General features: G+C 74.7%; 17 protein-coding genes. 12 read left to right on the forward strand and 5 right to left on the reverse strand.

Annotation, left to right across the window (positions count from 1 at the left end; all coding sequences use genetic code 11):
* Positions 1-70 precede the first annotated feature (70 nt).
* The 12 genes from SGLAU_RS17105 (at position 71) to SGLAU_RS17160 (ending at position 13546) form a co-directional block, all read left to right on the forward strand.
* Positions 71-1405: a hypothetical protein gene (locus SGLAU_RS17105; protein WP_043502480.1), complete on the forward strand. Its 1335-nt coding sequence runs from the start codon at positions 71-73 to the stop codon at positions 1403-1405.
* An 11-nt stretch (positions 1406-1416) separates the two neighbouring features.
* Complete coding sequence (locus SGLAU_RS17110) at positions 1417-2757, forward strand: MFS transporter (RefSeq protein WP_052413790.1); 1341 nt, start codon at positions 1417-1419, stop codon at positions 2755-2757.
* Between the two features lies 1 nt (position 2758).
* Entirely contained in the window at positions 2759-4006 is a 1248-nt protein-coding gene (locus SGLAU_RS32940) for an ATP-grasp domain-containing protein (protein ID WP_052413791.1), read from the forward strand.
* A 13-nt stretch (positions 4007-4019) separates the two neighbouring features.
* Positions 4020-4640, forward strand: a complete 621-nt coding sequence (locus SGLAU_RS17120; protein ID WP_043502481.1) for a flavodoxin family protein — start codon at positions 4020-4022, stop codon at positions 4638-4640.
* Between the two features lie 162 nt (positions 4641-4802).
* Positions 4803-5819 carry a 3-oxoacyl-ACP synthase III family protein gene (locus SGLAU_RS17125; protein WP_244315224.1) on the forward strand — a complete coding sequence of 339 codons (1017 nt, stop codon included), beginning with the start codon at positions 4803-4805 and terminating at the stop codon, positions 5817-5819.
* A gap of 39 nt (positions 5820-5858) precedes the next feature.
* Positions 5859-6692, forward strand: coding sequence for an arylamine N-acetyltransferase family protein (locus SGLAU_RS17130; protein WP_078957751.1), 834 nt, complete (start codon positions 5859-5861; stop codon positions 6690-6692).
* Positions 6693-6765: 73 nt separating this feature from the next.
* Complete coding sequence (locus SGLAU_RS17135; RefSeq protein WP_043502482.1) at positions 6766-7869, forward strand: AMP-binding protein; 1104 nt, start codon at positions 6766-6768, stop codon at positions 7867-7869.
* The gene (locus SGLAU_RS17140) at positions 7869-9302 is read left to right on the forward strand and encodes an aldehyde dehydrogenase family protein (RefSeq protein ID WP_052413792.1); all 1434 of its coding nucleotides are present in this window, start codon (positions 7869-7871) and stop codon (positions 9300-9302) included. Before SGLAU_RS17135 ends, SGLAU_RS17140 begins: the two co-directional genes overlap by 1 nt.
* Before the next feature lie 14 nt (positions 9303-9316).
* On the forward strand, positions 9317-10507 hold the full coding sequence (locus SGLAU_RS17145) for an acyltransferase family protein (RefSeq protein WP_043502484.1): 1191 nt from the start codon (positions 9317-9319) through the stop codon (positions 10505-10507).
* Positions 10504-11364, forward strand: coding sequence for an NAD(P)H-binding protein (locus SGLAU_RS17150; RefSeq protein ID WP_043502485.1), 861 nt, complete (start codon positions 10504-10506; stop codon positions 11362-11364). Before SGLAU_RS17145 ends, SGLAU_RS17150 begins: the two co-directional genes overlap by 4 nt.
* 52 nt (positions 11365-11416) lie before the next feature.
* Entirely contained in the window at positions 11417-12208 is a 792-nt protein-coding gene (locus SGLAU_RS17155; RefSeq protein ID WP_043502487.1) for an alpha/beta fold hydrolase, read from the forward strand.
* 114 nt (positions 12209-12322) lie between these two features.
* On the forward strand, positions 12323-13546 hold the full coding sequence (locus SGLAU_RS17160; protein ID WP_043502489.1) for an MFS transporter: 1224 nt from the start codon (positions 12323-12325) through the stop codon (positions 13544-13546).
* A 66-nt stretch (positions 13547-13612) separates the two neighbouring features.
* Here SGLAU_RS17160 and pcaB read toward each other — a convergent pair whose 3' ends face one another.
* From pcaB to SGLAU_RS17185, 5 genes are all read right to left on the reverse strand, one after another.
* A complete protein-coding gene (gene pcaB / locus SGLAU_RS17165) occupies positions 13613-15058 on the reverse strand; it encodes a 3-carboxy-cis,cis-muconate cycloisomerase (RefSeq protein WP_052413793.1) in 1446 nt (481 codons plus the stop codon).
* On the reverse strand, positions 15055-17079 hold the full coding sequence (locus SGLAU_RS17170; RefSeq protein ID WP_052413794.1) for an FAD/NAD(P)-binding protein: 2025 nt from the start codon (positions 17077-17079) through the stop codon (positions 15055-15057). Before SGLAU_RS17170 ends, pcaB begins: the two co-directional genes overlap by 4 nt.
* On the reverse strand, positions 17079-18269 hold the full coding sequence (locus tag SGLAU_RS17175) for an FAD-dependent monooxygenase (RefSeq protein ID WP_043502491.1): 1191 nt from the start codon (positions 18267-18269) through the stop codon (positions 17079-17081). Before SGLAU_RS17175 ends, SGLAU_RS17170 begins: the two co-directional genes overlap by 1 nt.
* On the reverse strand, positions 18269-19870 hold the full coding sequence (locus tag SGLAU_RS17180; protein WP_043502493.1) for a class I adenylate-forming enzyme family protein: 1602 nt from the start codon (positions 19868-19870) through the stop codon (positions 18269-18271). The genes SGLAU_RS17175 and SGLAU_RS17180 overlap by 1 nt, the downstream gene beginning before the upstream one ends.
* A gap of 304 nt (positions 19871-20174) precedes the next feature.
* Positions 20175-20705: an SRPBCC family protein gene (locus tag SGLAU_RS17185; protein ID WP_043506711.1), complete on the reverse strand. Its 531-nt coding sequence runs from the start codon at positions 20703-20705 to the stop codon at positions 20175-20177.
* Between the last annotated feature and the right edge of the window lie 164 nt (positions 20706-20869).

Consider the following 20869-nt stretch of genomic DNA (forward strand, 5'->3'; position numbering starts at 1 on the left):
CGCCGCCCCGCCCGCATCCACCGCCCGTACGCACCGCCCGCCCAGACGACCCAGGGGAGAAGGTTTCGCGATGGTGAACCCCGTCACCGAGCTGTACAACAAGGAGAGCCTCGCCGAGGGCAGCCCGCTGCCCACCATCATGGGCGAGGTCGAGAAGGACCCCAAGCTGGCCGGCTGGACCGGCTCCTACCTGCCCAGGCCGCTGTTCGTCGAACGGCGTGAGATCGAGGCGTTCGCCGACGACGTCCTCGCCCTCTTCGACGTCGTCACCTCGCTGCCCGAGCGGCTCTTCGACGGCGACCTCGACGCCTACTGCGCGGCCCTCTCCATCGACGACGGCCGCAAGCAGCTGATCACCCGGCTCGGCGGAACCACCCCGCCCCGCTACGGCCGCGCCGACATGTACCACGACGGCACCTCCTTCAAGCTGCTGGAGATCGGCATCGCCAGCGAGGTCGGCGGCGCCGACCGGGCCGGGGAGATCCCGCGGGCCCTGCTGGAGGCCGCGCCGTTCGCCGAGTTCGCGCAAGCCAACGGCCTCGGCTTCACCCACACCGGGCAGTCCGTCGCCACCGCGCTCACCGAGGCCGGCGCCGCCGTCGCCGACGGCCGCGACCCGGTCGTCGCCCTGCTGGAGGGCCCCGGCGGGCTCGCCGACTACGCCAGCCACTGGAACACCTTCCGCGACGTGATGCGCGGCTTCGGCCTCGACTTCCACGTCGCGGAGATCGGCGACCTCACCTTCCCGGGCGGCAAGCCGCACCTGGGCGGGCGGCCCGTCGACGTGATCCTGCGCTGCTTCACCGTCGAGGAGATCATGGGCGACCCGCACGGCGCGGACCTCGTCGAACCGGTCTTCCGCGCCCACGAGGAGGGCAGCGTCGTGCTGTTCACCCCGATGGAGAGCAACCTCTTCGCCAACAAGGCCTGCCTGGCGCTGCTGTCCGACCCGCGCCACCACGACCGCTTCACCGGCGCGGAGCGGGAGCTGATCGACCGCGTCCTGCCCTGGACCCGCTCCCTCAAGGGCGAGGACTCCCTCGACGACGAGCTGATCGCGTACTGCCGCGCCCACCGCGAGGAACTGATCCTCAAGCCCAACGCCTTCTACGGCGGCGTCGGCGTCATCGCCGGCTGGACCACCCCCGAGGACGCGTGGCTGACCGCGCTGCGGGCCGGCGCCGCCGACGGCGCGATCGTGCAGCAGCGGGTCGTGCCCCGTTCCGAGCCCGTCGTCGACCCCGCCACCGGCCGGGTCGAGGACTGGCAGGCGGCCTGGGGCCTGTTCTACACGCCCGGCGGCTACGCCGGCGCCTACGCCCGAGCCGTCCCGGCCTTCGAGAGCCCGGTCATCGGCGTCACCGCCTACAAGAACACCCGCACCGCGGGCGTCCTGCACTTCTGAGGGAGGAAGCCATGTCCGATCCGGGCAAGCCGGGCGGGCCCGCGGCACGCGGCCCGCTGGCACGGCTGCTGGACAGCACGCTGGTGCCGCGCAGCGCCATCGGGCGCAAGCTCGCCCTCACCGCGCTCGTCAACGCCCTGGGCACCGGCATGTTCTACGCCGGATCCGCGCTGTACTTCACCCAGGTCGCCGGGCTCAGCAACGGCCAGGTGGGTCTCGGCCTGTCCCTCGCCGGGCTGGTCGGGTTCCTCGGCACCGTACCCGTCGGCATGCTCGCCGACCGGATCCGCGCGGGCCGCGTCTACATCGCCATCCAGGTGTGGCGCGGCCTCGGCAACGTCGCCTACTGCTTCGTCGGCGACTTCACCTCCTTCGCCGTCGTCGCCTGCTGCATCGGCCTCGCCGACGCCGCCGTGCCGCCGGTCAGCCAGGCCGTCGTGGGCAGCGCCGTCGGCGACGAGGAACGCGGCGACACCCTCGCCAAGGTGCGGGCCGTGCGCAACGTCGGCTTCGGCCTGGGCGCGCTCGTCGCCACCGCCGCCATCCAGCAGGGCAGCGACAACGCGTTCCTGTTCCTGATCGCCGGGAACGCGGCGTTCTTCTTCGCCTCCGCCCTGATGCTCCAGCGCGCGGGCGTCACCCGGCTGGTCACCACGGCCGCCCCCGCCAAGGACCGCAGGCCCACCCTCGTCGCCGACCTGCGCTACCTGGCCACGGCCGCGCTCAACGGGCTGCTGTCCATGCACCTGACGCTGCTGCCGCTGGCCCTGCCGCTGTGGATCTCCCAGCACACCGACGTGCCGCTGTCGCTGTACGGGCCGCTGTACGTGCTCAACACGGTGATGGCGGTGCTCTTCCAGGCCCGGTTCGCCCGGCCCTCCGACACCCTGCGCGGCGCCGTCGCCTCCATGGCGTGGGCCGGGTTCTCGCTGGGCGGGTTCGCGCTGGCCTGCTGGGCGATGGGCGCGACCGGTGCGGTCTGGGCGGCCACGGCGTTCGCCGTGCTGGCGGTGGTGCTGCTGACCGCCGCCGAGCTGTGGCAGTCGGGCGGCGCCTGGGCCATCTCCTACGAACTGGCCCGTCCCGACCGGCTCACCCAGTACCTGTCCACGTTCCAGCTCGGCACCGCCCTGCAGGGCATCGTCGCGCCCTGGCTGATCACCGCCGTGATCCTCCCCCACGCGCTCGGCTGGCCGGTGTTCGCCGTGCTGTCCGCGCTGGCCGGCGCCGGCGTCGCGCTGACCGTGGGCCGCGCGGAGATCAGGGCGCGCGAGCAGGCCGCGGTGCCGGCGGTCACCGAGGCCGGTGCCGCCGCGGACACCGAACCCGAGACGGCCGGAAGGACGGCATGAGATGACCCATGTCCTCATCGTCAGCGGTGGCTCCCACCTGCACGACATGCTGCGCGACGCCGACCCGGACATCCGCACCTCGGTGATCTGCCGCGCCTCCGCGCTGCCGCTGGTCGGCGGGATCGGCGAGAACCGCGCGGTGATCGTCCTCGCCGACGACACCCCGCTCGCGGGCTGGCTGGCCGCCGCGCGCCGGCTGCACCAGGAGCATCCCGTGGACCGGGTCGCCGCGTTCTCCGAGATCGACCAGGAGCGCGCCGCCGCCGTCGCCGAGCGGCTGCGGGTGCCCTGCCACCGGCTGCGCACCGTCCGGCTCGCCCAGGACAAGGCCCGGATGCGGCGCCACCTGCGGGCCGCGGGCATCGAGGACGTCCCGCACCTGCAGAGCGCGGACCTCGCCGAACTGGCCGCGTTCCAGGAGGCGGTGGGCGGCGCGGTGGTCCTCAAGCCCACCTCCGGCCGGGCCAGTGTCGGGGTCGCCGTCGCGCGGACGCCCGCCGAGCTGCCCGGCGCGCTCGCCGCGACCGGGACGCGCGTCCCCCGCCTCGACCCGTCGCCGCCGCTCGCCGAGGCGTTCGTCCCCGGCCCGGAGTACAGCGTGGAGGCGGTCACCGCCGACGGGACGCACCACGTCCTCGCGGTGACGGAGAAGTTCAAGGACGAGGCGACGAAGGTGGAGACCGGGCACGTGATGCCCGCGCGGGTCTCCCCGGACACCGAGCGCCGGATCGTCGCCCACGTGCGCACCGTCCTGGACTCCCTCAGCGTCACCCTCGGCCCCACCCACACCGAGGTGATCGTCGGCCCCGACGGGCCCGTCACCGTCGAGACGCACCTGCGCATCGGCGGCGACGAGATCCTGCACCTGGTGCGGGACGTCGCGGGCGTCGACATCTACGAGCTGTGGGCCCGCCAGTTCGCCGGCCGGTCCGTCGCCGGCGACCCCGGCCTGGCGGCCCGCCGCGACTCCCCGGTCTACGACGGTGCCGCGGCCATCGCCTACCTCGCTCCCGACCTGCGGGGCCGCCTGGTGCGGATCGACGGCTGGGACGAGGTGCGCGCCCTGGACGGCGTGCGCGACGCCCGCCAGCTCCTGCCCGACGGCACCGAACTCACCGGCCTGCACAGCTCCTACGCCCGCCTCGCGCACGTCCGCGTCCACGCCGGGACCCCGGACGCGGCCGTGGCCCTCGCGCAGAAGGCGGTGTCGCTGCTCCGGCCGGTCACCGAACATCCCCGACGCCCCTGAGGAGCCCATCACCATGACCAGGATCACCATTGCCTACTTCTCGTCCACCGGGAACGTGCACCGGCTCGCCGAGGCCGCCGCGCAGGCGGCGCTGAAGGAGGGGGCCGAGGTGCGGCTGCGGCGGATCGCCGGGCTGGGCACCGACACCGTGGTGCCCGGCACCGAGGACGCCGTCACCGCGCAGACCGAGGCCGCCCGGGACGTCCCCGTGGCGACGCCCGAGGACCTGGTGTGGGCCGACGGCATCCTGCTGGGCACCCCGGTGCGGTTCGGGCTGCCCGCCCCGCCGGTGTCGGCCTTCGTCGACTCCACCGCGTCCGTGTCCATTCCCGGCCTGCTCGCCGACAAGGTGGTCTCCGCGTTCACCTCCGGCTCGGCCCCGCACGGCGGCCACGAGACGACCCTGCTCGCGCTGTACAACGCGGTCTGCCACTGGGGCTCGTTCGTCGTCGCGAACGGCTCCAGCGACCCGGTGCTGTTCCGCGAGGAGAACGGCAACCCGTACGGCAGCAGCAGCGTCACCCGCAACCGCCCCGGCAACGTCCACGAGGACAACATCGCCGCCGTCGAGTACCAGGCCCGCCGGGTCGTCCGGGCGGCCGGGATCGTCGCCCGCGGGCTGGCCGGCGCCTGACACCTGACACATTCCAGGCCATCTGACAGGCCACGGGACCGGCGATGGCACCGCCCGGACGCCGCGCGGAACGATGGGCCGCGCGGCAGGCAGCCCGTTTCTGGCGGATATCTCCCCGCTCCGTCCCGAGCCCGAGTCACCGAGGAACACGAGGGGCTTTCAGTGATCACCACCGGAACGCACCACGACGGACACCCCACGGCGTCCGTCGGCATCCTGGGCACGGGCTCCTGCCTGCCCTCCCAGGTCGTCACCAACGACGAGGCCGGCCTCCCGGCGGGTGTCGACGACGCCTGGATCCACAGCCGCACCGGCATCCGCACCCGCCGCTGGGCCAAGCCGGACGAGGCGACCTCGGACCTCGCCGTCGCGGCGGGCCGCGCCGCCCTGGAGAACGCCGGGATCCGGGCCGCCGAGCTGTCCCTGGTCATCGTCGCCACCTCCACGCCGGACGCCCCGCAGCCACCCACCGCGAGCGCGGTCGCCGACGGCCTGGGCGCCGGACCGGGCACGGCCGCCTTCGACGTCAACGCGGTGTGCAGCGGCTTCGTGTTCGCGCTCACCGCGGCCGAGCGGATGCTGCGCGGCACCGGCGGCTACGCGGTCGTCGTCGGCGCGGACATCTACTCGCGCATCCTCGACCGGGCCGACCGGCGCACCGCGATCCTGTTCGGCGACGGCGCGGGCGCGGTCGTCCTCGGACCGGCCGCCGGGGGGCGCGCCGGGATCACCGCCCGGCTCGCCGGGTTCGGCGCCGAGCGGGACCTGATCCAGGTGCCCGCGGGCGGCAGCCGGCTGCCCGCCTCCGCGGACACCCTCCGCGAGGGGCTGCACTACTTCAAGATGAACGGCCGCGCGGTCCGCGAGTTCGTCGCGGACCAGGTGGCCCCGGCGATCACCCGGTTCCTCGCCGACCAGGGCGTGGACCCGCGCGACATCGACCACTTCGTCCCGCACCAGGCCAACGGCCGGATGCTCCAGGACCTTGCCGAGCGGGTCGGCATCCCGGCCGGCCGCATGCGCACCACGGTCGAGAGCTACGGCAACACGGGCTCCGCCTCCATCCCGGTCACCCTCGACGACGCCGCCCGCCGGGGCGGTATCCGGCCCGGGGACCGGGTGCTGCTCGCCGGGTTCGGCGGCGGCATGGCGATGGGGCTGGCGCTGCTCACCCGCTGAGACACCGGGCGCTGCCCGCCCGCTGACAAGGAGACAGACGTGACAGACGTGACCGACGCGACGCAGCCGCGGACCCTGGACGAGGCCCGCGTGGACGCCTACCTGGCCCGCATCGGCGCCGGGCGCCCGGAGAAGCCGGACCTGGACGCCCTGCGGCTGCTGCAGGAGCGGCACTGCCTGACGGTGCCGTTCGAGAACCTCGACTACCACCTCGACACCGACATCCACATGGACGAGCGGGCCGTCGAGAAGGTCGTCGACCGGCGCCGCGGCGGCGGCTGCTACGAGGTCAACCCGGCCTTCGCCCTGCTGCTGCGCTCCCTCGGCTACGCCGTGGAGATCCTGCCGGGCCAGGTCTACCGCCCCGAGGGCCCCGGCCCGTTCCTCGGCCACCTGGCGCTCAGGGTGCGGGTGGACGAGGTGGACTGGCTGGTCGACGTCGGCTTCGGCCGCAACAGCCGCCGCCCGCTGCGCTTCGACGTCACCGGCCCGCAGGAGGACCCGCACGGCACCTACGAGGTGCGCCCGAACGAGGAGTTCGGCGGACACGAGGTGCACCTGAACGGCAAGCCGCTGTACCGGGTCGGGGAGCGCCCGGTGCGGGTGGCCGACTTCGCGCCGACCCTGTGGTGGTGGCGCACCGCCCCCGAGTCGCCGTTCCTCCAGGACCTGTTCTGCTCGCTGCCGACCGAGGACGGCGGCCGGATCACCCTCAAGGGCGACCGGCTCACCGTCGTCACCCCCGAGGGCCGCGGCACCGAGGAACTGCCGGACGAGGAGTCCGTCCTGGCCGCCTACCGCGAGCACTTCGGCATCGTGCTCGGCCGGCTGCCGAAGGACCCGAGCGGCTCCGCCCGCATCCAGCTGAGCTGACCGGCCCGCGCTCCCGCCGCCCGGGCGCCCACCGCCCACCGCCTTCCCGCCGTAGTTGTTGGAGGACCACCCCATGTCCGCTGCCGCCGACCCCGTACTGGACCTGCCGTTCGACGTCCGGCCCGACCCGGAGGAGTTCCTGCGCGCCGCGCTGCGCTGGCACTTCTCGCCCGAGACCGGCACCCCGTTCTGGCTGGAGCGGGCCGGCTCGCTCGGTTTCGACCCGCTCACCGACATCCGCACCTTCGACGACCTGACCCGCTTCCCGAACTTCGCGAGCGAGCTGCGCGACGCCCGCGCCGAGGACCTGATCCCGCGCGGCTACGGGCCCCGCCCCGACGTCGTCGGCGTCTACGAGAGCGGCGGCACCACCGGCGCCCCGAAGCGGATCGTGCTGATGCGGGACTGGCTGACGAAGCTGCTGGACTGGAGCAGCGCCCAGCTCGACGCGCACGGCGTGCCCGGGGACGTCAACTGGCTGATCGTCGCCCCGACCGGGCCGCACATGGTGGGCGACGTCATCAAGCACCAGACGGCGCTGCGCGGCGGCCTGTCCTTCATGGTCGACCTGGACCCGCGCTGGGTGAAGAAGCTGATCGCGGGCGGTGACGGGGCCGCGGCGGGCGCCTACGCCGAGCACATCGTCGACCAGGTGGCGTACGTGCTGCGCACCCAGGACATCGGGGTGCTGATGTGCACCCCGCCGGTGCTGGAGCGGCTGGCGCAGCGCGAGGACCTGGCCAAGCTGATCGAGGACAAGGTCCGCGCGATCAACTGGGTCGGCACCCAGATGGACGCCGACACCCGCCACCTGTACCGCACCGAGGTGTTCCCGGACGCCCTGCTCTACAGCGGCTACGGCAGCACGATGATCCTCGGCAACGCCAGCGAGCGGCCCGGCCTCACCGACGACGAGCCGTGCGTGTACGACCCGTTCTCGCCGTACATGACGTTCTCCGTGATCGACCCGGAGACCGCCCGGCCGGTGCCGTACGGCGAACGCGGCCAGGTGCTCATGCACCACGTCAGCAAGAGCCTGTTCCTGCCCAACAACCTCGAACGGGACACCGCGCTGCGGGTCCGCGCCGCCGACGCCGGGCAGACCGGCGACTCGGTCGCCGACATCGCGCCGGTGCAGGAGTTCGACAACGAGACCGTGATCGAAGGGGTCTACTGATGGCCGAGCCGGAGCAGACCGAGGGCACCCTCATCGAGCTGGACGCGCTCGGCCCGAACGGCCCGTTCGCCGCCCGCAACCGGGTCACCCTGCACGACGTGGCCGGCCGCCCGGTGGCCCGACTCGGCCTGGTGCCCAAGCTGTTCGTGTCCCGCACCATGGCCGCCCTGCACCGCGCCGAACCGCTGCCGTTCGCCGAGCGGATCGCGGCCCTCGCCCGGGCGGCGCGGATCTTCCAGGACGAGACGGTCGCCGGACTGGACTACACCGCCTACCGGCAGCTCGTCGCCCGTGTGTCCGGGGTGCCGCTCAGCGTGGTGCACGCCGCGACCGACGCCATCGTGGAGGCCGCCGAGCAGGCGGAGCACCTGGCCGCCCAGCCGCGTCCCGCGGGCGCCGTCGCCGACTGGCGCGACCCGGCCACCCGCGCGGGCAGCGCCGTGTGGACCCGGCGCGGCGACGTGTTCGCCGTGCACGCCGCCGGCAACCACCCCGGCCCGCACTCGCTGTGGCTGGAGGCCCTGGCACTGGGCTACCGCATCGCCGTACGGCCCTCCCGGCGCGAGCCGTTCACCCCGCACCGGCTGGTCACCGCGCTGCGCGCGGCCGGGTTCGGCGCCGACCAGGTCGTGCTGCTGCCCACCGACCACGACGCCGCCGACGAGATCCTGCGCGGCGCCGACTACGGACTCGTGTACGGCGGCGACGAGGTGGTGCGCAAGTACGCGGGCAGCACCGTGCTCCCGCAGGGCCCCGGCCGGTCGAAGATCCTCGTCACCGCCGACGCCGACTGGCGCGACCACCTCGACACCATCGTCGACTCGATCAGCCACCAGGGCGGCGTCGCCTGCATCAACGCCACCACCGTGCTGGTCGAGGGCGACCCGGCGCCGCTCGCCGACGCCCTCGCCGAGCGGCTCGCCGCGCTGCCCGCGCTGCCGCCCGAGGACCCCAAGGCGGTGCTGCCCGCACAGCCCCTCGACGGGGCCCGCGCCATCGAGGCGTACCTGCTGAACCAGGCCCGCGGCACCGTCGCCCACCTCGGCGGGGACGGCGTCGTCGAGGAACTCCCCGGCGGCGGGGCCGTCCTGCGCCCGGCGGTGCACCGGCTGCCGCGGCCCGACGCCCCGCAGGCGGGCGTCGAACTTCCCTTCCCCTGCGTCTGGGTGGGCCCCTGGACGCGCGAGGCGGGCGTCGCCCCACTGCGCCACAGCCTCGTCCTCACGGCCTTCACCGGCGACGACGACCTCGTCGACCGGCTGCTCCGGGAGCCGACGATCAGCAACGTCTATCTCGGCGACCACCCCACGTACTGGATCCGGCCCGGCGTGCCGCACGACGGCTGGCTCGGCGAGTTCCTGATGCGTACCAAGACCGTGATCCGCGACCGTGACCCGTCCCCGGACGGCGCGACACGCGGATCGGCAAGCTGAGAGATGAGAGAACCGTGTCACCAGACCCGATAGCCCTGGCCGATCCGCCGGGCGCCCCGGCGAGATCCGGCACCGGATCCGCCGGCGGCCGCACCCGCCTCGCCCGCCTCGACTCGCTGACCGGGCTGCGCTTCCCGGCCGCCCTGCTCGTCTTCGCGTACCACGCCTCCTTCATGGGGCTGTTCGCGGACGCCGGGCTGAACGGCGACTTCTACCAGGCCGTCGCCCAGGCCGGCGGGCTCGGCGTCAGCTTCTTCTTCGTGCTCAGCGGATTCGTGCTGACCTGGTCGGCGCGCCCCGGTGACACGGCGCGGGCCTTCTGGCGCCGCCGTTTCGTGAAGATCTACCCGAACTACGCGATCGCCTGGGCGCTGGCCCTGATCGTGTTCGCCTCGGCCACCACCACGGCGCCGCAGGCCGTCGCCAACCTGTTCATGCTCCAGGTGTGGGTGCCGGACTTCTGGATCAACTTCGGCGTCAACCCGCCGAGCTGGTCGCTGGCCGCCGAGGCGGTGTTCTACCTGTCCTTCCCGCTGCTGTACGCCGGGGTCCGCAAGATCCCCGCCGACCGGCTGAAGTACTGGACCACCGCCGTCCTCATCGCGGTCATCGCCACTCCGGTGCTGGCCGACCGGCTCCTCGCCGAGACGCCGCTCATCCCCGGCGAGGACACCTCCGAGCTGCAGTACTGGGCGGGCTACATCCTGCCGCCGGTGCGGCTGCTCGACTTCGCGCTCGGCATCCTCGTCGCCCGCCTGGTGCTGGCCGGCCGCTGGCGAGGCCCCGGCATGACCGTCTCCGCGGTGCTGCTCGCGGGCGGCTACGCGCTCAGCTTCTGGCTGCCGTACCTGTACGGGCAGCGCGCGACCTGCGTCATCCCGGTGATCCTGCTGATCGCGGCGACCGCCGGACGGGACGTCGAGGGCTCCTTCAGCCCGTTCCGCAACCGGGCGATGACCTGGCTCGGCGAGATCTCATTCGCCTTCTACCTGCTGCACTTCATCGTCCTGAAGCAGGGCCGTGAATGGCTCGGCGACCGCACCTACTCCGTCCCGGCGGGCATCGGGCTGATCCTCGCCGGGGCCGCCGTCACCGTGCTGCTGTCCTGGGCGCTGTACGCCCTGGTCGAGCGGCCCGTCACCCGCCGCTTCTCCCGCCCGCGGGGGGCGCGGAGCACGGCGGACACCGCCCGGAGGCCGTCATGAGCACACCCGGAACCGTCCTCGTCACCGGCGCCGGCGGGCACGTCGGACGCCATGTCGTCACCGGCCTGGCCGAGCGGGGGGTGCCCGTGCGGGCCGCCGCCCGCGACCCGCGCCGCCTGACCGTGCCGGCCGGCGTGGAGACCGCCGCGCTGGACCTGACCCGCCCGCAGACGCTGCGGCCCGCGCTGCGGGGGGTCCGCAAGGTCTTCCTGTACGCCGTCCCGCAGGGCGTGGAGGAGTTCGTCGCGGCGGCCCGCGAGGCCGGCGTGGAGCAGGTCGTGCTGCTGTCCTCCAACACGGTGATCGAGTGGATCGGCCTGCCGGTGCGCAAGCCCATCGCCGACATGCACCTGGCCGTGGAGGAGCCGCTGGCCGCCTCCGGGATCCCCTGGACCTTCCTGCGCCCGGCGCACTTCGCCACCAACGTCCTGATGTGGCAGTGGGACCGGATGATCCGCGAGGACGGCGTGGTCCGCTTCCCGGTGCCCGAGTCGTACTGCGACGCCATCCACGAGAAGGACATCGCCGCGGCCGGCGTGGCCGCCCTCACCGAGCCCGGCCACGAGGGCAAGGCCTACTTCCTCACCGGTCCCGAGCAGATCACCCAGCGCCGCCAGGCCGAACTCATCGGCGAGGCGATCGGCCGCCCGGTCCGCTTCGAGGAGATCGGCCTCGAGGAGGCGCGGATCCAGCTGAAGGAGGTCACCGTCGACTGGGCCATGGACGCCGTCCTCGGCTACTGGGCCGCCTCCGACGGCGTGCCCGGCCCGCTGACCGGCACCGTCGAGGAGATCACCGGCCGCCGCCCGCTGGACTTCGCCCAGTGGGCCGCCGACCACGTGGCCGACTTCCGCTGACCCGCGGGCCGGCACCCGTACCACCCACCCCCACACACCCAAGGAGAATGCAATGGCCGAGGTAACCACGGGCACCCTGACCGTGGGCGACGCGAAGATCCCCTACCGGGTCGCCGGCACCGGGCCCGGCCTGGCGCTGGTGCACGGCACCGGCCCCGGATCGCTGATCTTCGACCACCTCGTCGACGAGTTCGCCGACCGCAGCACGGTGATCCTGCCCGAGTACTCGGGCAGCGCCGCCGCCGAGGACGACGGCGCCCCGCTCACCCTGGAGGTCCTCGCCGGGCAGGTCGCCGCCGTCCTGGAGGAGACCGCCGACGGCCCCGTGGATCTGCTCGGCTTCTCGCTCGGCTCGCTCGTCGCGGCCACCGTCGCGGCGACCCGCCCCGAGCTGGTGCGCCGGCTGATCCTCGTCAACGGCTGGAGCGGCCCCGACGACGTCTACATCCACAACATGATGACGACCTGGCGCGACATCGCGGACAACACGCCGGCGTTCACCCGCTACGCCACCTTCACCGCGTTCAGCCCGGGCTTCCTCAACTCGCTGGGCCGCGACACCGTCGAGGGCATGATCGGCCTGATGCAGCCGACGCCCGGCACCCTGCGCCACATCGACCTCAACCTGCGCGCCGACATCCGCGGGCTGCTGCCGAGGATCGAGGCGCCGACGCTGGTCATCGGCTCCACGCAGGACGGCACGATCCCGGTGCAGAACGCCCGCGACCTCCACGCCGCGCTGCCCGGCAGCTCGTACGTGGAGATCGACGCCGGTCACGCGGTGATCGCCGAGCGGGCCGAGGAGTTCGTCGGGCACGTGCGGGACTTCGTCCACGCCGGCTGACGCCGCCCACCGGCTGACGCCACCCCCGACGAGGACGGGCCCGCGCCGGGCCCGTCCTCGTCATGTCCGCCCCTCCCCGCCCCTCCTCCCGCTCCCTCGCACGGAAGGCATCCCATGGCCACCACGGTCCCCGTAGACCAGACACCGGCGCCCCCCGCCACCGGGGGAACGCTCAGCACCCGTCCCGTCCACGCCCTGTGGCTCGTCCTGCTCGGCACCCCCATCGCCTACGGCATGACCGCGCCCACCCTGATCCTCCCCGAGATCGCCGGCGACGCCGGGACCTCGGTACGGTCCGCGGCCTGGCTGGTCACCGCCTTCGGCTGGGGCATCGCGGCGGGCACCCCGCTGATCGCCGGACTGATCAGCCGCCGCGGGGTGCGCACCGCCCTGCTCGCCGGCGCGGGCACGCTGCTCGCCGGGACGCTGCTGCTGTGCCTCGTGCCGGTGCTGCCCGCCCTGGTCGTGGCGCGCGCGGCGCAGGGCGTCGGCGCGGCCGGCCTCACCGCGGTCGCCATGAGCCTGGCCGGATCGCCGCGCCGGATGGGCATGGTCACCGCGGGCATCGCCGGGCTCGGCGCGGTCGGCCCGCTCGCCGGATCCGAACTGGCCGCCCGCTGGCCGTGGCAGGCGGCGCTCGCGCTGCTCGCGGTGAGTGTCGCGGCCGTACCCGCGGTGGCGCGCGGCGCGCGGGACGTCCCCGCCGAGGACAGCCCGTTCGACTTCCTCGGCGCCGCGCTGCTGACCGGATTCGTCACCGCCTCGGTGTTCGTCATCTCCGCGCCGCTGCCCGCCGGGGCCTGCCTGGTGCTGGTGGCGGTGCTCCTCGCGCTGCGGATCCGCCGCCGCCCCGACGGCTTCGTCCCGGCGGCCCTGCTGCGCAGCGGCACCTTCACCGTGCTCAGCGGCCTCGGCTTCCTCCTCGCCACCGGCCACTTCACCCTCTTCTACCTGATGCCGGGGCTGCTGTCCGACGCCGCCGGCTGGGGCGACGGCCGGGTCGGCACGGGCATCCTGATCGCCCAGCTCGCCGGTTCCGCCGGATCGCTGGCGCTGGCGTCCGCGGCCGGCCGGCTGGCCCGCCGCACGGTGCTGGGCGCGCTGGTGGCGCTGGGCCTGGCCGCGCCCGCGCTGGCGCTGCTGGGGGCGGGGCCGGTGGTGCTGCTCGCCGCGAGCGGCGTCGCCGTCCTCGCCGCGTCCGCGGCCCAGGCGACACTGTCCATCCTGTCCACCGAGGCGCTGCCGGAGCGCCGCCGCCCGGCGGGCATCGGCCTGTTCAACGTCTGCTACCAGCTCGGCGGGGCACTCGGCCCGGCGCTGGCGGCGCAGTTCATGTAGCGCGCGGCGGGCGACGGCGAGGAGGGGCGGTGCGCGTCACGCGCACCGCCCCTCCGCTGTGCCCCTTCACCGGGCCGGCCCCGCCAGGGCCCGGTCCACCAGCGGCCCCGCCGCGCCCGTGTAGGCCTCCGGGTCGCACAGCGGCGCCAGGCCGGCGGCGTCCATCCGGCCGCGCAGTTCGGGCTGGCCGGCCAGTACCTCGGGCAGTGGCCGGCCGGTCCGTTCGGCCAGGGCGGTGGCGCGGGCCAGCAGCTCCTTGGCGGGCGCCTTGCCGAGCAGCGGGGCGAGGACCGCCGCGACCCGCTCCGACGCCATCGGGCCGCCGGCCAGGGCGAGGTTCGCCCGCATCCGCTCCGGCCGCGCCCGCAGCCCCTCGGCGAGTTCCGCCGCGGTGTGCGCGGCCCCGCCGGCCAGCCGCAGGCACTCCCGCAGCAGCAGCCACTCCGCGTGCCAGGCGCCCGCCGACCGCTCGTCCTCGGCGAGCATGCACTGGGTCAGTGCCGCGGCGAGCGCCGGGACCTGGAGCGCGGCACTGCGCACCAGGGTGCTCAGCACCGGGTTCCGCTTGTGCGGCATCGCGGAGGAGCCGCCCCGTCCGGGCGCCTGCGGCTCGGTCACCTCCGCCACCTCGGTGCGGGCCAGCGACTGCACGTCCACGGCGATCTTCCCGAGGGCGCCGGCGGTGAAGGCCAGCGCGGCGGCGAGGTCGGCGACCGGGGTGCGCAGCGTGTGCCAGGGCAGTACGGGCCGGGCGAGCCCGGTGCGGGCCGCGAACTCGGTGACCAGCCGGTCCAGGTACTCCCCGGCGTCCGGGCCGTGCACCCCGCCGTCGATGCGGGCGTACTCCAGGTACCCGGCCAGCGTTCCGGCGGCCCCGCCGAGGGAGACCGGCAGCCCGCCGTCGAGGACCCGGGCCAGCCGCCGGTCGGCGTCCAGCACGAGCTGCCGCCAGCCCGCCGCCTTCAGCCCGAAGGTGACCGGCACGGCCTGGAGCGCGAGGGTGCGCCCGGGCATCACGCTGTCCCGGTGTTCCGCGGCGAGCCGGGCCAGGGCGCGGGCGGTGCGGGCGAGGTCGGCGCGGACCAGCGGCAGCGCCCGCCGGGCGACGAGCATCGCGCCCGTGTCGAGGATGTCCTGGCTGGTGGAGCCGCGGTGCACGAACTCGGCGGCGGCCGGGTCCTCGGCGGCGACCACCCGGGTCAGCGCCTGCACCAGGCCGACCACCGGGTTGGCGGTCTCCCGGGCGGCCAGGGCGAGTGCGCGCGGGTCGAGGCGTTCGGCGCGGGCGAGCCGGGCGACGGTCTCGGCGGCGGACCGCGGCACGGTGCCCAGTGCCGCCTGCGCCCGCACCAGCGCCGCCTCCGCGTCCAGCATGGCCTGGAGCCAGGCCCGGTCGGACGTGGCGGCCTCGACGGGGGTGCCGGCCCGCACCGGGGACAGCAGCCCGCTGTCGAGCAGGTCGGGGGCGGGGCCGGCCTGCCGGTCGCCGTCGGGCGGGGCGGGCGCGGTCACACCAGCACTCCCGTCAGGTCGGTCTCGGCCGGTGCCGGGCGCACCCCGGTGGGCACGAGGGTGGCGGACGGCAGGGCGAGGACGGCGCGGGCGATGGCGTCGGAGTCGCCGAGGGTGACGGAGTCCACGCCCGGCCGGATCCCGGCGGCGGTCACCCAGTGCACGGACTCGGTGGGCACACCGTAGGCGTAGCGGCGGGGGTGGGCCCGGCCGCGGGCGTCGAGCAGCCGGTAGGGGCGCTCGGTGACGGCGAGGCCGCCGGACTCGTAGCCGCCGCCGTCGGCGGAGCGGATGCGGTAGGTGGTGCACTGCTCGGTGTCGAGGAGGTGGCGCAGCAGCGGGTCGTCGGTGCGGCGCAGGTCGGGTTCGGGCAGCCGCGCCTCGATCAGCACGTAGGAGCGGACCGGGGGGCCGGGCACGTCGCGGGACTGGGCGACGAAGGTCGCCCGGTCGCCGGAGACCGTGTCGATGCGGATCTCGGTGCCGGGCCCGGTCAGCTCCAGCACCCCGGCCTCGACGAGCGCGATCATCTCCTCGATGCGGGAGGCGGGCGGCCCGATGGACAGGAACGCGTTGAGCGGGGTGTACCAGCCCTCCAGGTCGTCGCGGTGCGAGGCGCCGTCGAGTCCGCCGTGGTCGACCACGAGCCGGATCTCGTTGCGCAGGTCGCGCAGCACGTCCAGGGCGGCCTTCAGCGGGCCGTTGACGTTGCCGGCGCGGGCCTGGGCGACGTCCCGTTCCAGGTAGCCGAGCAGCCAGTCACGGAAGTCGTCGCGGCCGGTGAAGACCCGGTCGCCGTACGGCCGGGACAGCCGCTCCCAGTCCCAGCGCTCGTCCGGGCGCACCCCGTACGCGTCGAGCAGCGCGGCCCGGTCGGCCTCCCCGGCCAGGGCGAGGAACCGCTCGGTGAACTCCTCGCGTTCGGCGCCGCGGCCGGCGGCGGTGAGCAGGGTGCCGTAGTAGACGCTCTCCACCTCGCGGGAGATCAGCGGCCACAGGTCGGTGGTGAAGCCGATGCCCTCGCCGCGGGCCGAGCGGGCGCGCAGGCCCTCGATCACCTCGGGGGTGAGCAGCCGGGGCAGATGGCGGCCGTAGGCGCCCTTCTCGTTCTCGCCGCGCGCGTGGTACGGGATGCCCCGCCGGGAGCTGGCGTACAGGCGCGGCTCCTCGCCGGAGCGGACGTAGTGCAGCTTGCCGCTCTCGTCGCGGACGAAGGCGCCGCCGCGGCCGACGGTGAACAGCGCCATGTGGTCGAAGAAGTTCAGCCCGAGGCCGCGCAGCAGGACCGTCTGGCCGGGTTCGACGGTGCTCAGGTCGAGGTCGGCGGGGTTGGCGGGGGTGAGGTAGGTGAGGTGGTGGATGCGGGCCAGGCTCGCGGTCTTCGCCTCCCGGGGGGTGAGCCGGGCCGGGACGTGGCCCTGGGCCATGACGATGGCGTCCAGGTCGTTCAGCCGGGTGCCGTTCTCCAGCCGCACGCCCTGCGGGCCGCCGGGGACGCCGTGGGTGTCGGCCATCGCGACGGCGCGGGAGCGGTGCGTCCGGATCGTCATGTGGGCGGGCGCCCGGCCCACCACCCGCTGGAACTGGGCGTGCAGGTAGCTGCCGTAGAACGCCCGGGTGGGGTAGGTGTCCGGGCCGAGCCGGCGGGCCTCGGCGAGGGTGCCGGCGTCGTCCTCGGCGAACTCGCCGTCGGCGAGCGAGCGCGCCCACTCGTAGAGGCTGGGGCCCGGCTCCACCGGGCCCTCGGTGCGCACGCTGTCGTCGGTGTACACGGTGATCTGCGACGCCACCGTGTTCATCAGCAGGTGCCGGGACTGGTCCGGCCGCCACACCCGCCCGGCGCCGGGCGCGGACGGGTCGACCACGTGCACGGTGACGGCCCGGTGCGCGGCGCGGGCGCGCTCGTTGGCGCACAGCCGTTCCAGCACGGACAGTCCGCGCGGTCCGGCGCCGATGATGCAGATCTCGATCCCACCCGGCTCCGTTCCCCCGGGGCGGCCGGTACGGTCGGTGCGGTCCATCAGTGCTCTCCGTTCGGGTCGCCGACGCGCTCGCCGTGCATCCAGGCGACGTGGTCGTGCAGCTGCTCGGGGGACATGGCCCTCAGGGCGGCGTTGCGGGCGGTGGCCGCGGGTCCCGCGGCGTGCCACAGGCGGATGCTGTCGCGGGCCAGCAGCTGGATGCGCGCGGTGCGCTCCTGCCGCTGCGCCGTGTACTTCTCGAACCGCTGGGGCAGCTCCTCCGCCCCGCAGTCCAGCAGGTCGCCGAGGACGACGGCGTCCTCCAGGCCCTGGCAGGCGCCCTGCGCGACGTAGTGCAGCATCGGGTGGGCGGCGTCGCCGAGCAGCACCACCCGCCCGTCGGACCAGGTCGTCACCGGGTCGCGGTCGACCAGCACCCAGGACTTCCACTGCTCGCCCAGGTCGAGCAGCCGGTGGGCGTCGGCGCCCAGCGCGGCCAGCTCGTCGTGCACCGTGCCGTTCGGGACGGGCACCGAGGCCAGCGCCTCCGTGGCGCCGTTGTCGCTGCTGGCCGCCAGGTTGAGGTAGCGGCCGCCGGCGATCGGGTAGTGCACGAAGTGGCAGCCGGGGCCGGTCCACCACGTCACCGCGGTCTCGTTGCGCAGCCGGGCCGGGACCCGCTCCATGGGGATGACCGCCCGGTAGACGGTGATCCCGGAGATCCGGGGCGCGCCGTCCCCGACGAGCCGGCCGCGGATCGCCGAGTGGATCCCGTCGGCGCCGATCAGCGCGTCCCCGGTGACGCGTTCCCCGCCGGCCAGGACGGCCGTCGCGCCGCCCGCGTCCTGCTCGTAGCCGACCGCCGCGCAGCCGCTGCGCAGCTCGACCAGGTCCAGGGCGCGGCAGGCGTCCAGCAGGGCGCTGTGCAGCTCCGCCCGGTGGACCACGACGTACGGGTTGCCGAAGCGCTCCCGGTAGGCGTCGGTGAGCGGCATGCTCGTCACGTGCTCGCCGGTGACCCCGTCCATGAACCGCAGTTCCGCCATGCGGACCGCGGTGTCGCGCACCACGTCCCCGAGGCCCAGCCGGTCCAGCGCGTGCAGGCCGTTGGGGGCGAGCTGGATGCCCGCGCCGATCTCCGCGAACCGGTCGGCGCGCTCCAGGACCGTCACGCGGTGGCCGCGCCGGGCGGCGGCGAGGGCGACGGCGAGTCCGCCGATACCGCCGCCGGTCACGATGAGCCGGGCCATCACACGACCTCCTCGACCGCGACGGGACCCTGGGCGCCGGGGGCGTCGGCGAGCCGCCGGGCCAGCTCCAGCCGCTTGATCTTCGTGGTGGCGGTCTGCGGCAGCTCCTCCTTGCGCCACTGCACGGGCTCCGCCATCGCCGGCAGCCCCGCGACCGCCCGCCGCCAGGTGTCCGGGTCCAGCGGTATGTCGTCCTTGGTGGACACCACCGGTACGGCCCGTCCGTCCGGGCCGGGGATGATGACGACCTCGGCGAGCTGCGGCAGCCGGGTGAACAGCGCGTCCTCGACGGCCAGTGTGCTGCCGAAGCCGTCGATCAGGTCGACCTCGCGGTCCAGCAGGTGCACGCAGCCGAGCCTGGTGCGGAAGCCGACGTCGCCCATCCGCCACCAGCCGTCGTTGACCTGCTCGTCGTAGCGCTGCTGCTCGCCGAGGTAGGTGACGATCCGGCCGTCGCTGCGGACCTCGATGTAGCCGGGGTTGTCGGGGGAGGGCGGGTTGCCGTTCCGGCTGACCACCCGGATGTCGGTCATGCCGGGGAAGGGCCGGCCCACGCAGCGGCCGTCGGTGCACAGCCCGCGCCCGCTGCGCGAGAAGGACCGCACGACCGCGGGGCCGATCTCGCTCTGCCCGTAGAGCTGCCCGAACAGTGCGCCCTTGCGGCGGCTCGCGCCCAGCAGCCGGCGCACGGTGCGCGGGTGGATGGCGTCGAAGGTGCTGCTGAACAGCTTGACGTTGGCGAGCGGCGCGCGCGGGTCGTCGGCCAGTTCCTCCCACTCCATGAACGAGTTGGGGTGCGCCTCCAGGATGCCGGGGCGCAGCCGGGCGAACAGGTCGGCGGCGTGCTTCGGGTCGGAGTCGGCGAGGACGACGATCGGGTAGCCGCGGAAGAGGGAGATGGCGAGCGCGGTGATCAGCCGGGAGTGCACGAACGACACGTGCATGGCGATGGTCTCCCGGCCGCGCAGCAGCGGCGCGGTGACGGCCGCCTGCGGCCGGTAGCGGGCCTGGAGGGTGTGCCCGGTGTGCACGGCCAGCTTCGGGATGCCGGTGGTGCCGGAGGTGTGGGTGACCAGGGTCGGCTGCTCGGGCGGCATGGTGACGGCGGGCACCCGCGGCGAGCCGGCCAGGTCGGCCAGCGCGGTCGCCTCCGGGTGGCCGCCCGCGGCGAGCAGCACCCGTTCGGCCAGCGTGAACACCTCCGCCGGGAGCTCGGTGTCGAGCTTGTCGCGGTCGGTGAGCAGGAACGGCCGGTCGGTGCGGCGCACCAGCTCCGCGACGGTCGCGCCGTCCAGCTTCGGCGACAGCAGCACCGGTACGGCGCCGACGCGGACGATCGCGCAGGCCAGGAGGGTGATGTCGAAGCCGTCGGACTTGTGCACGACGACGCGCTGGGCGGGGCGGACACCCGCCGCCCACAGCCGGGCGGCGAAGTCGTCGATCAGGTCGGCGATCTCCGCGACGGTCGCCCGGCGGCCGAGTCCGGGGGCGATGTCCAGGTCGTGGTCGAGGACGACGATGTTCGCCGGGTGCCGGGCGGCGGCCCGCTCGAAGAGCGTGCCGAGCCGGATGCCTTGGTTGCCGATGCGCTGGAGGAACATGGGCCGCCTTTCGGGGAGTCCCCTGCGGGGAGTGGAGGAGGTGACGTACCGGCGCGTGCGGGTGGGGCTGCGGGCGGGTGCGGGTGCGGGTGCGGGTGCGGTTCGTGCGGGTGTACGTGGGGGTGCGGGCGTGGGGTCGGCCGTGGGCCGTGGGCCGTGGGCCGCGCGTGGTGTGGGCCGCGGGTGAGGGCTGGCGGTGGTGGGGGCCGCGGGGTGGTGTGGGCTGGTGGAAGGGCCCGGGCCGCGGGGTGGCGGCGGGCCGCGGGGTGGCGGCGGGCCGTGGGTGGTGCCGGCCGGCGCCGGGTCAGGCGGTCTTCTCGATGACCGTCTTGATGCGCCGCAGCGTCTCCGCGAGGTCGCCGGCGACCTTCTCGCCCCACTCCTCGAAGAACCGGCGCTTCGCGTCCGCGTCCATCTCCGCGGTGATGCCGCGGATTCCCTCGGTGGGGGCGTCCATCCGGAAGTGGTGCACGAGCAGGGTGTCCTCGCCGTCCGGCTGCACGTCGAAGCCCCAGACGCTTCGCTGCTTCTCGCCCTTGCTGTCGTGCATGGCCCAGCGGAAGGTGCGGCCCGCTTCGGCGGCGACGACCTCCGCGTGGGTGGTCCACCGGCCGCGCACCACGGGTGCCCAGGCGACGACTTCCTCACTGCGCAGGTTCTCGCCGCGGAAGACCGATCCGACGGCGCCGGGCTCACCGGTGATCCAGGTGCCGCCGAGGCACTCGGGGCTCCATTCGCCGCTGCGCGGCAGGTCGCTGACGACCGCGTAGACCTCGTCGGGGCGGGCGGAGACGGTGATCTCGGCGCGGGCGGAGAAGAGGGGCTGGGTGGACACGGATGTACCTCCGTCGGCGTGGTGGGTGGTGGTGCCCGCGGCGTCGCGGCGTCGCGTCATCGGCCATTGCGGCTTGCGTCATCGCGTCATCGCGTGGAGACGCCGGCGGGACGCGGGCGCGGTGGTGCGCGGGTGGTGCGGGGCGTGGTGCACGGACGGTGCGG

Source organism: Streptomyces glaucescens, assembly GCF_000761215.1.
Taxonomy (GTDB): Bacteria; Actinomycetota; Actinomycetes; order Streptomycetales; family Streptomycetaceae; genus Streptomyces; species Streptomyces glaucescens_B.

Coding starts and splice junctions, on each gene's coding strand:
- SGLAU_RS17105 (WP_043502480.1), top strand. CDS start 71: ATGGTGAACCCCGTCACCGAGCTGTACAACAAGGAGAGCCTCGCCGAG.
- SGLAU_RS17110 (WP_052413790.1), top strand. CDS start 1,417: ATGTCCGATCCGGGCAAGCCGGGCGGGCCCGCGGCACGCGGCCCGCTG.
- SGLAU_RS32940 (WP_052413791.1), top strand. CDS start 2,759: ATGACCCATGTCCTCATCGTCAGCGGTGGCTCCCACCTGCACGACATG.
- SGLAU_RS17120 (WP_043502481.1), top strand. CDS start 4,020: ATGACCAGGATCACCATTGCCTACTTCTCGTCCACCGGGAACGTGCAC.
- SGLAU_RS17135 (WP_043502482.1), top strand. CDS start 6,766: ATGTCCGCTGCCGCCGACCCCGTACTGGACCTGCCGTTCGACGTCCGG.
- SGLAU_RS17140 (WP_052413792.1), top strand. CDS start 7,869: ATGGCCGAGCCGGAGCAGACCGAGGGCACCCTCATCGAGCTGGACGCG.
- SGLAU_RS17150 (WP_043502485.1), top strand. CDS start 10,504: ATGAGCACACCCGGAACCGTCCTCGTCACCGGCGCCGGCGGGCACGTC.
- SGLAU_RS17155 (WP_043502487.1), top strand. CDS start 11,417: ATGGCCGAGGTAACCACGGGCACCCTGACCGTGGGCGACGCGAAGATC.
- SGLAU_RS17160 (WP_043502489.1), top strand. CDS start 12,323: ATGGCCACCACGGTCCCCGTAGACCAGACACCGGCGCCCCCCGCCACC.
- SGLAU_RS17170 (WP_052413794.1), bottom strand. CDS start 17,079: ATGGACCGCACCGACCGTACCGGCCGCCCCGGGGGAACGGAGCCGGGT.
- SGLAU_RS17175 (WP_043502491.1), bottom strand. CDS start 18,269: ATGGCCCGGCTCATCGTGACCGGCGGCGGTATCGGCGGACTCGCCGTC.
- SGLAU_RS17180 (WP_043502493.1), bottom strand. CDS start 19,870: ATGTTCCTCCAGCGCATCGGCAACCAAGGCATCCGGCTCGGCACGCTC.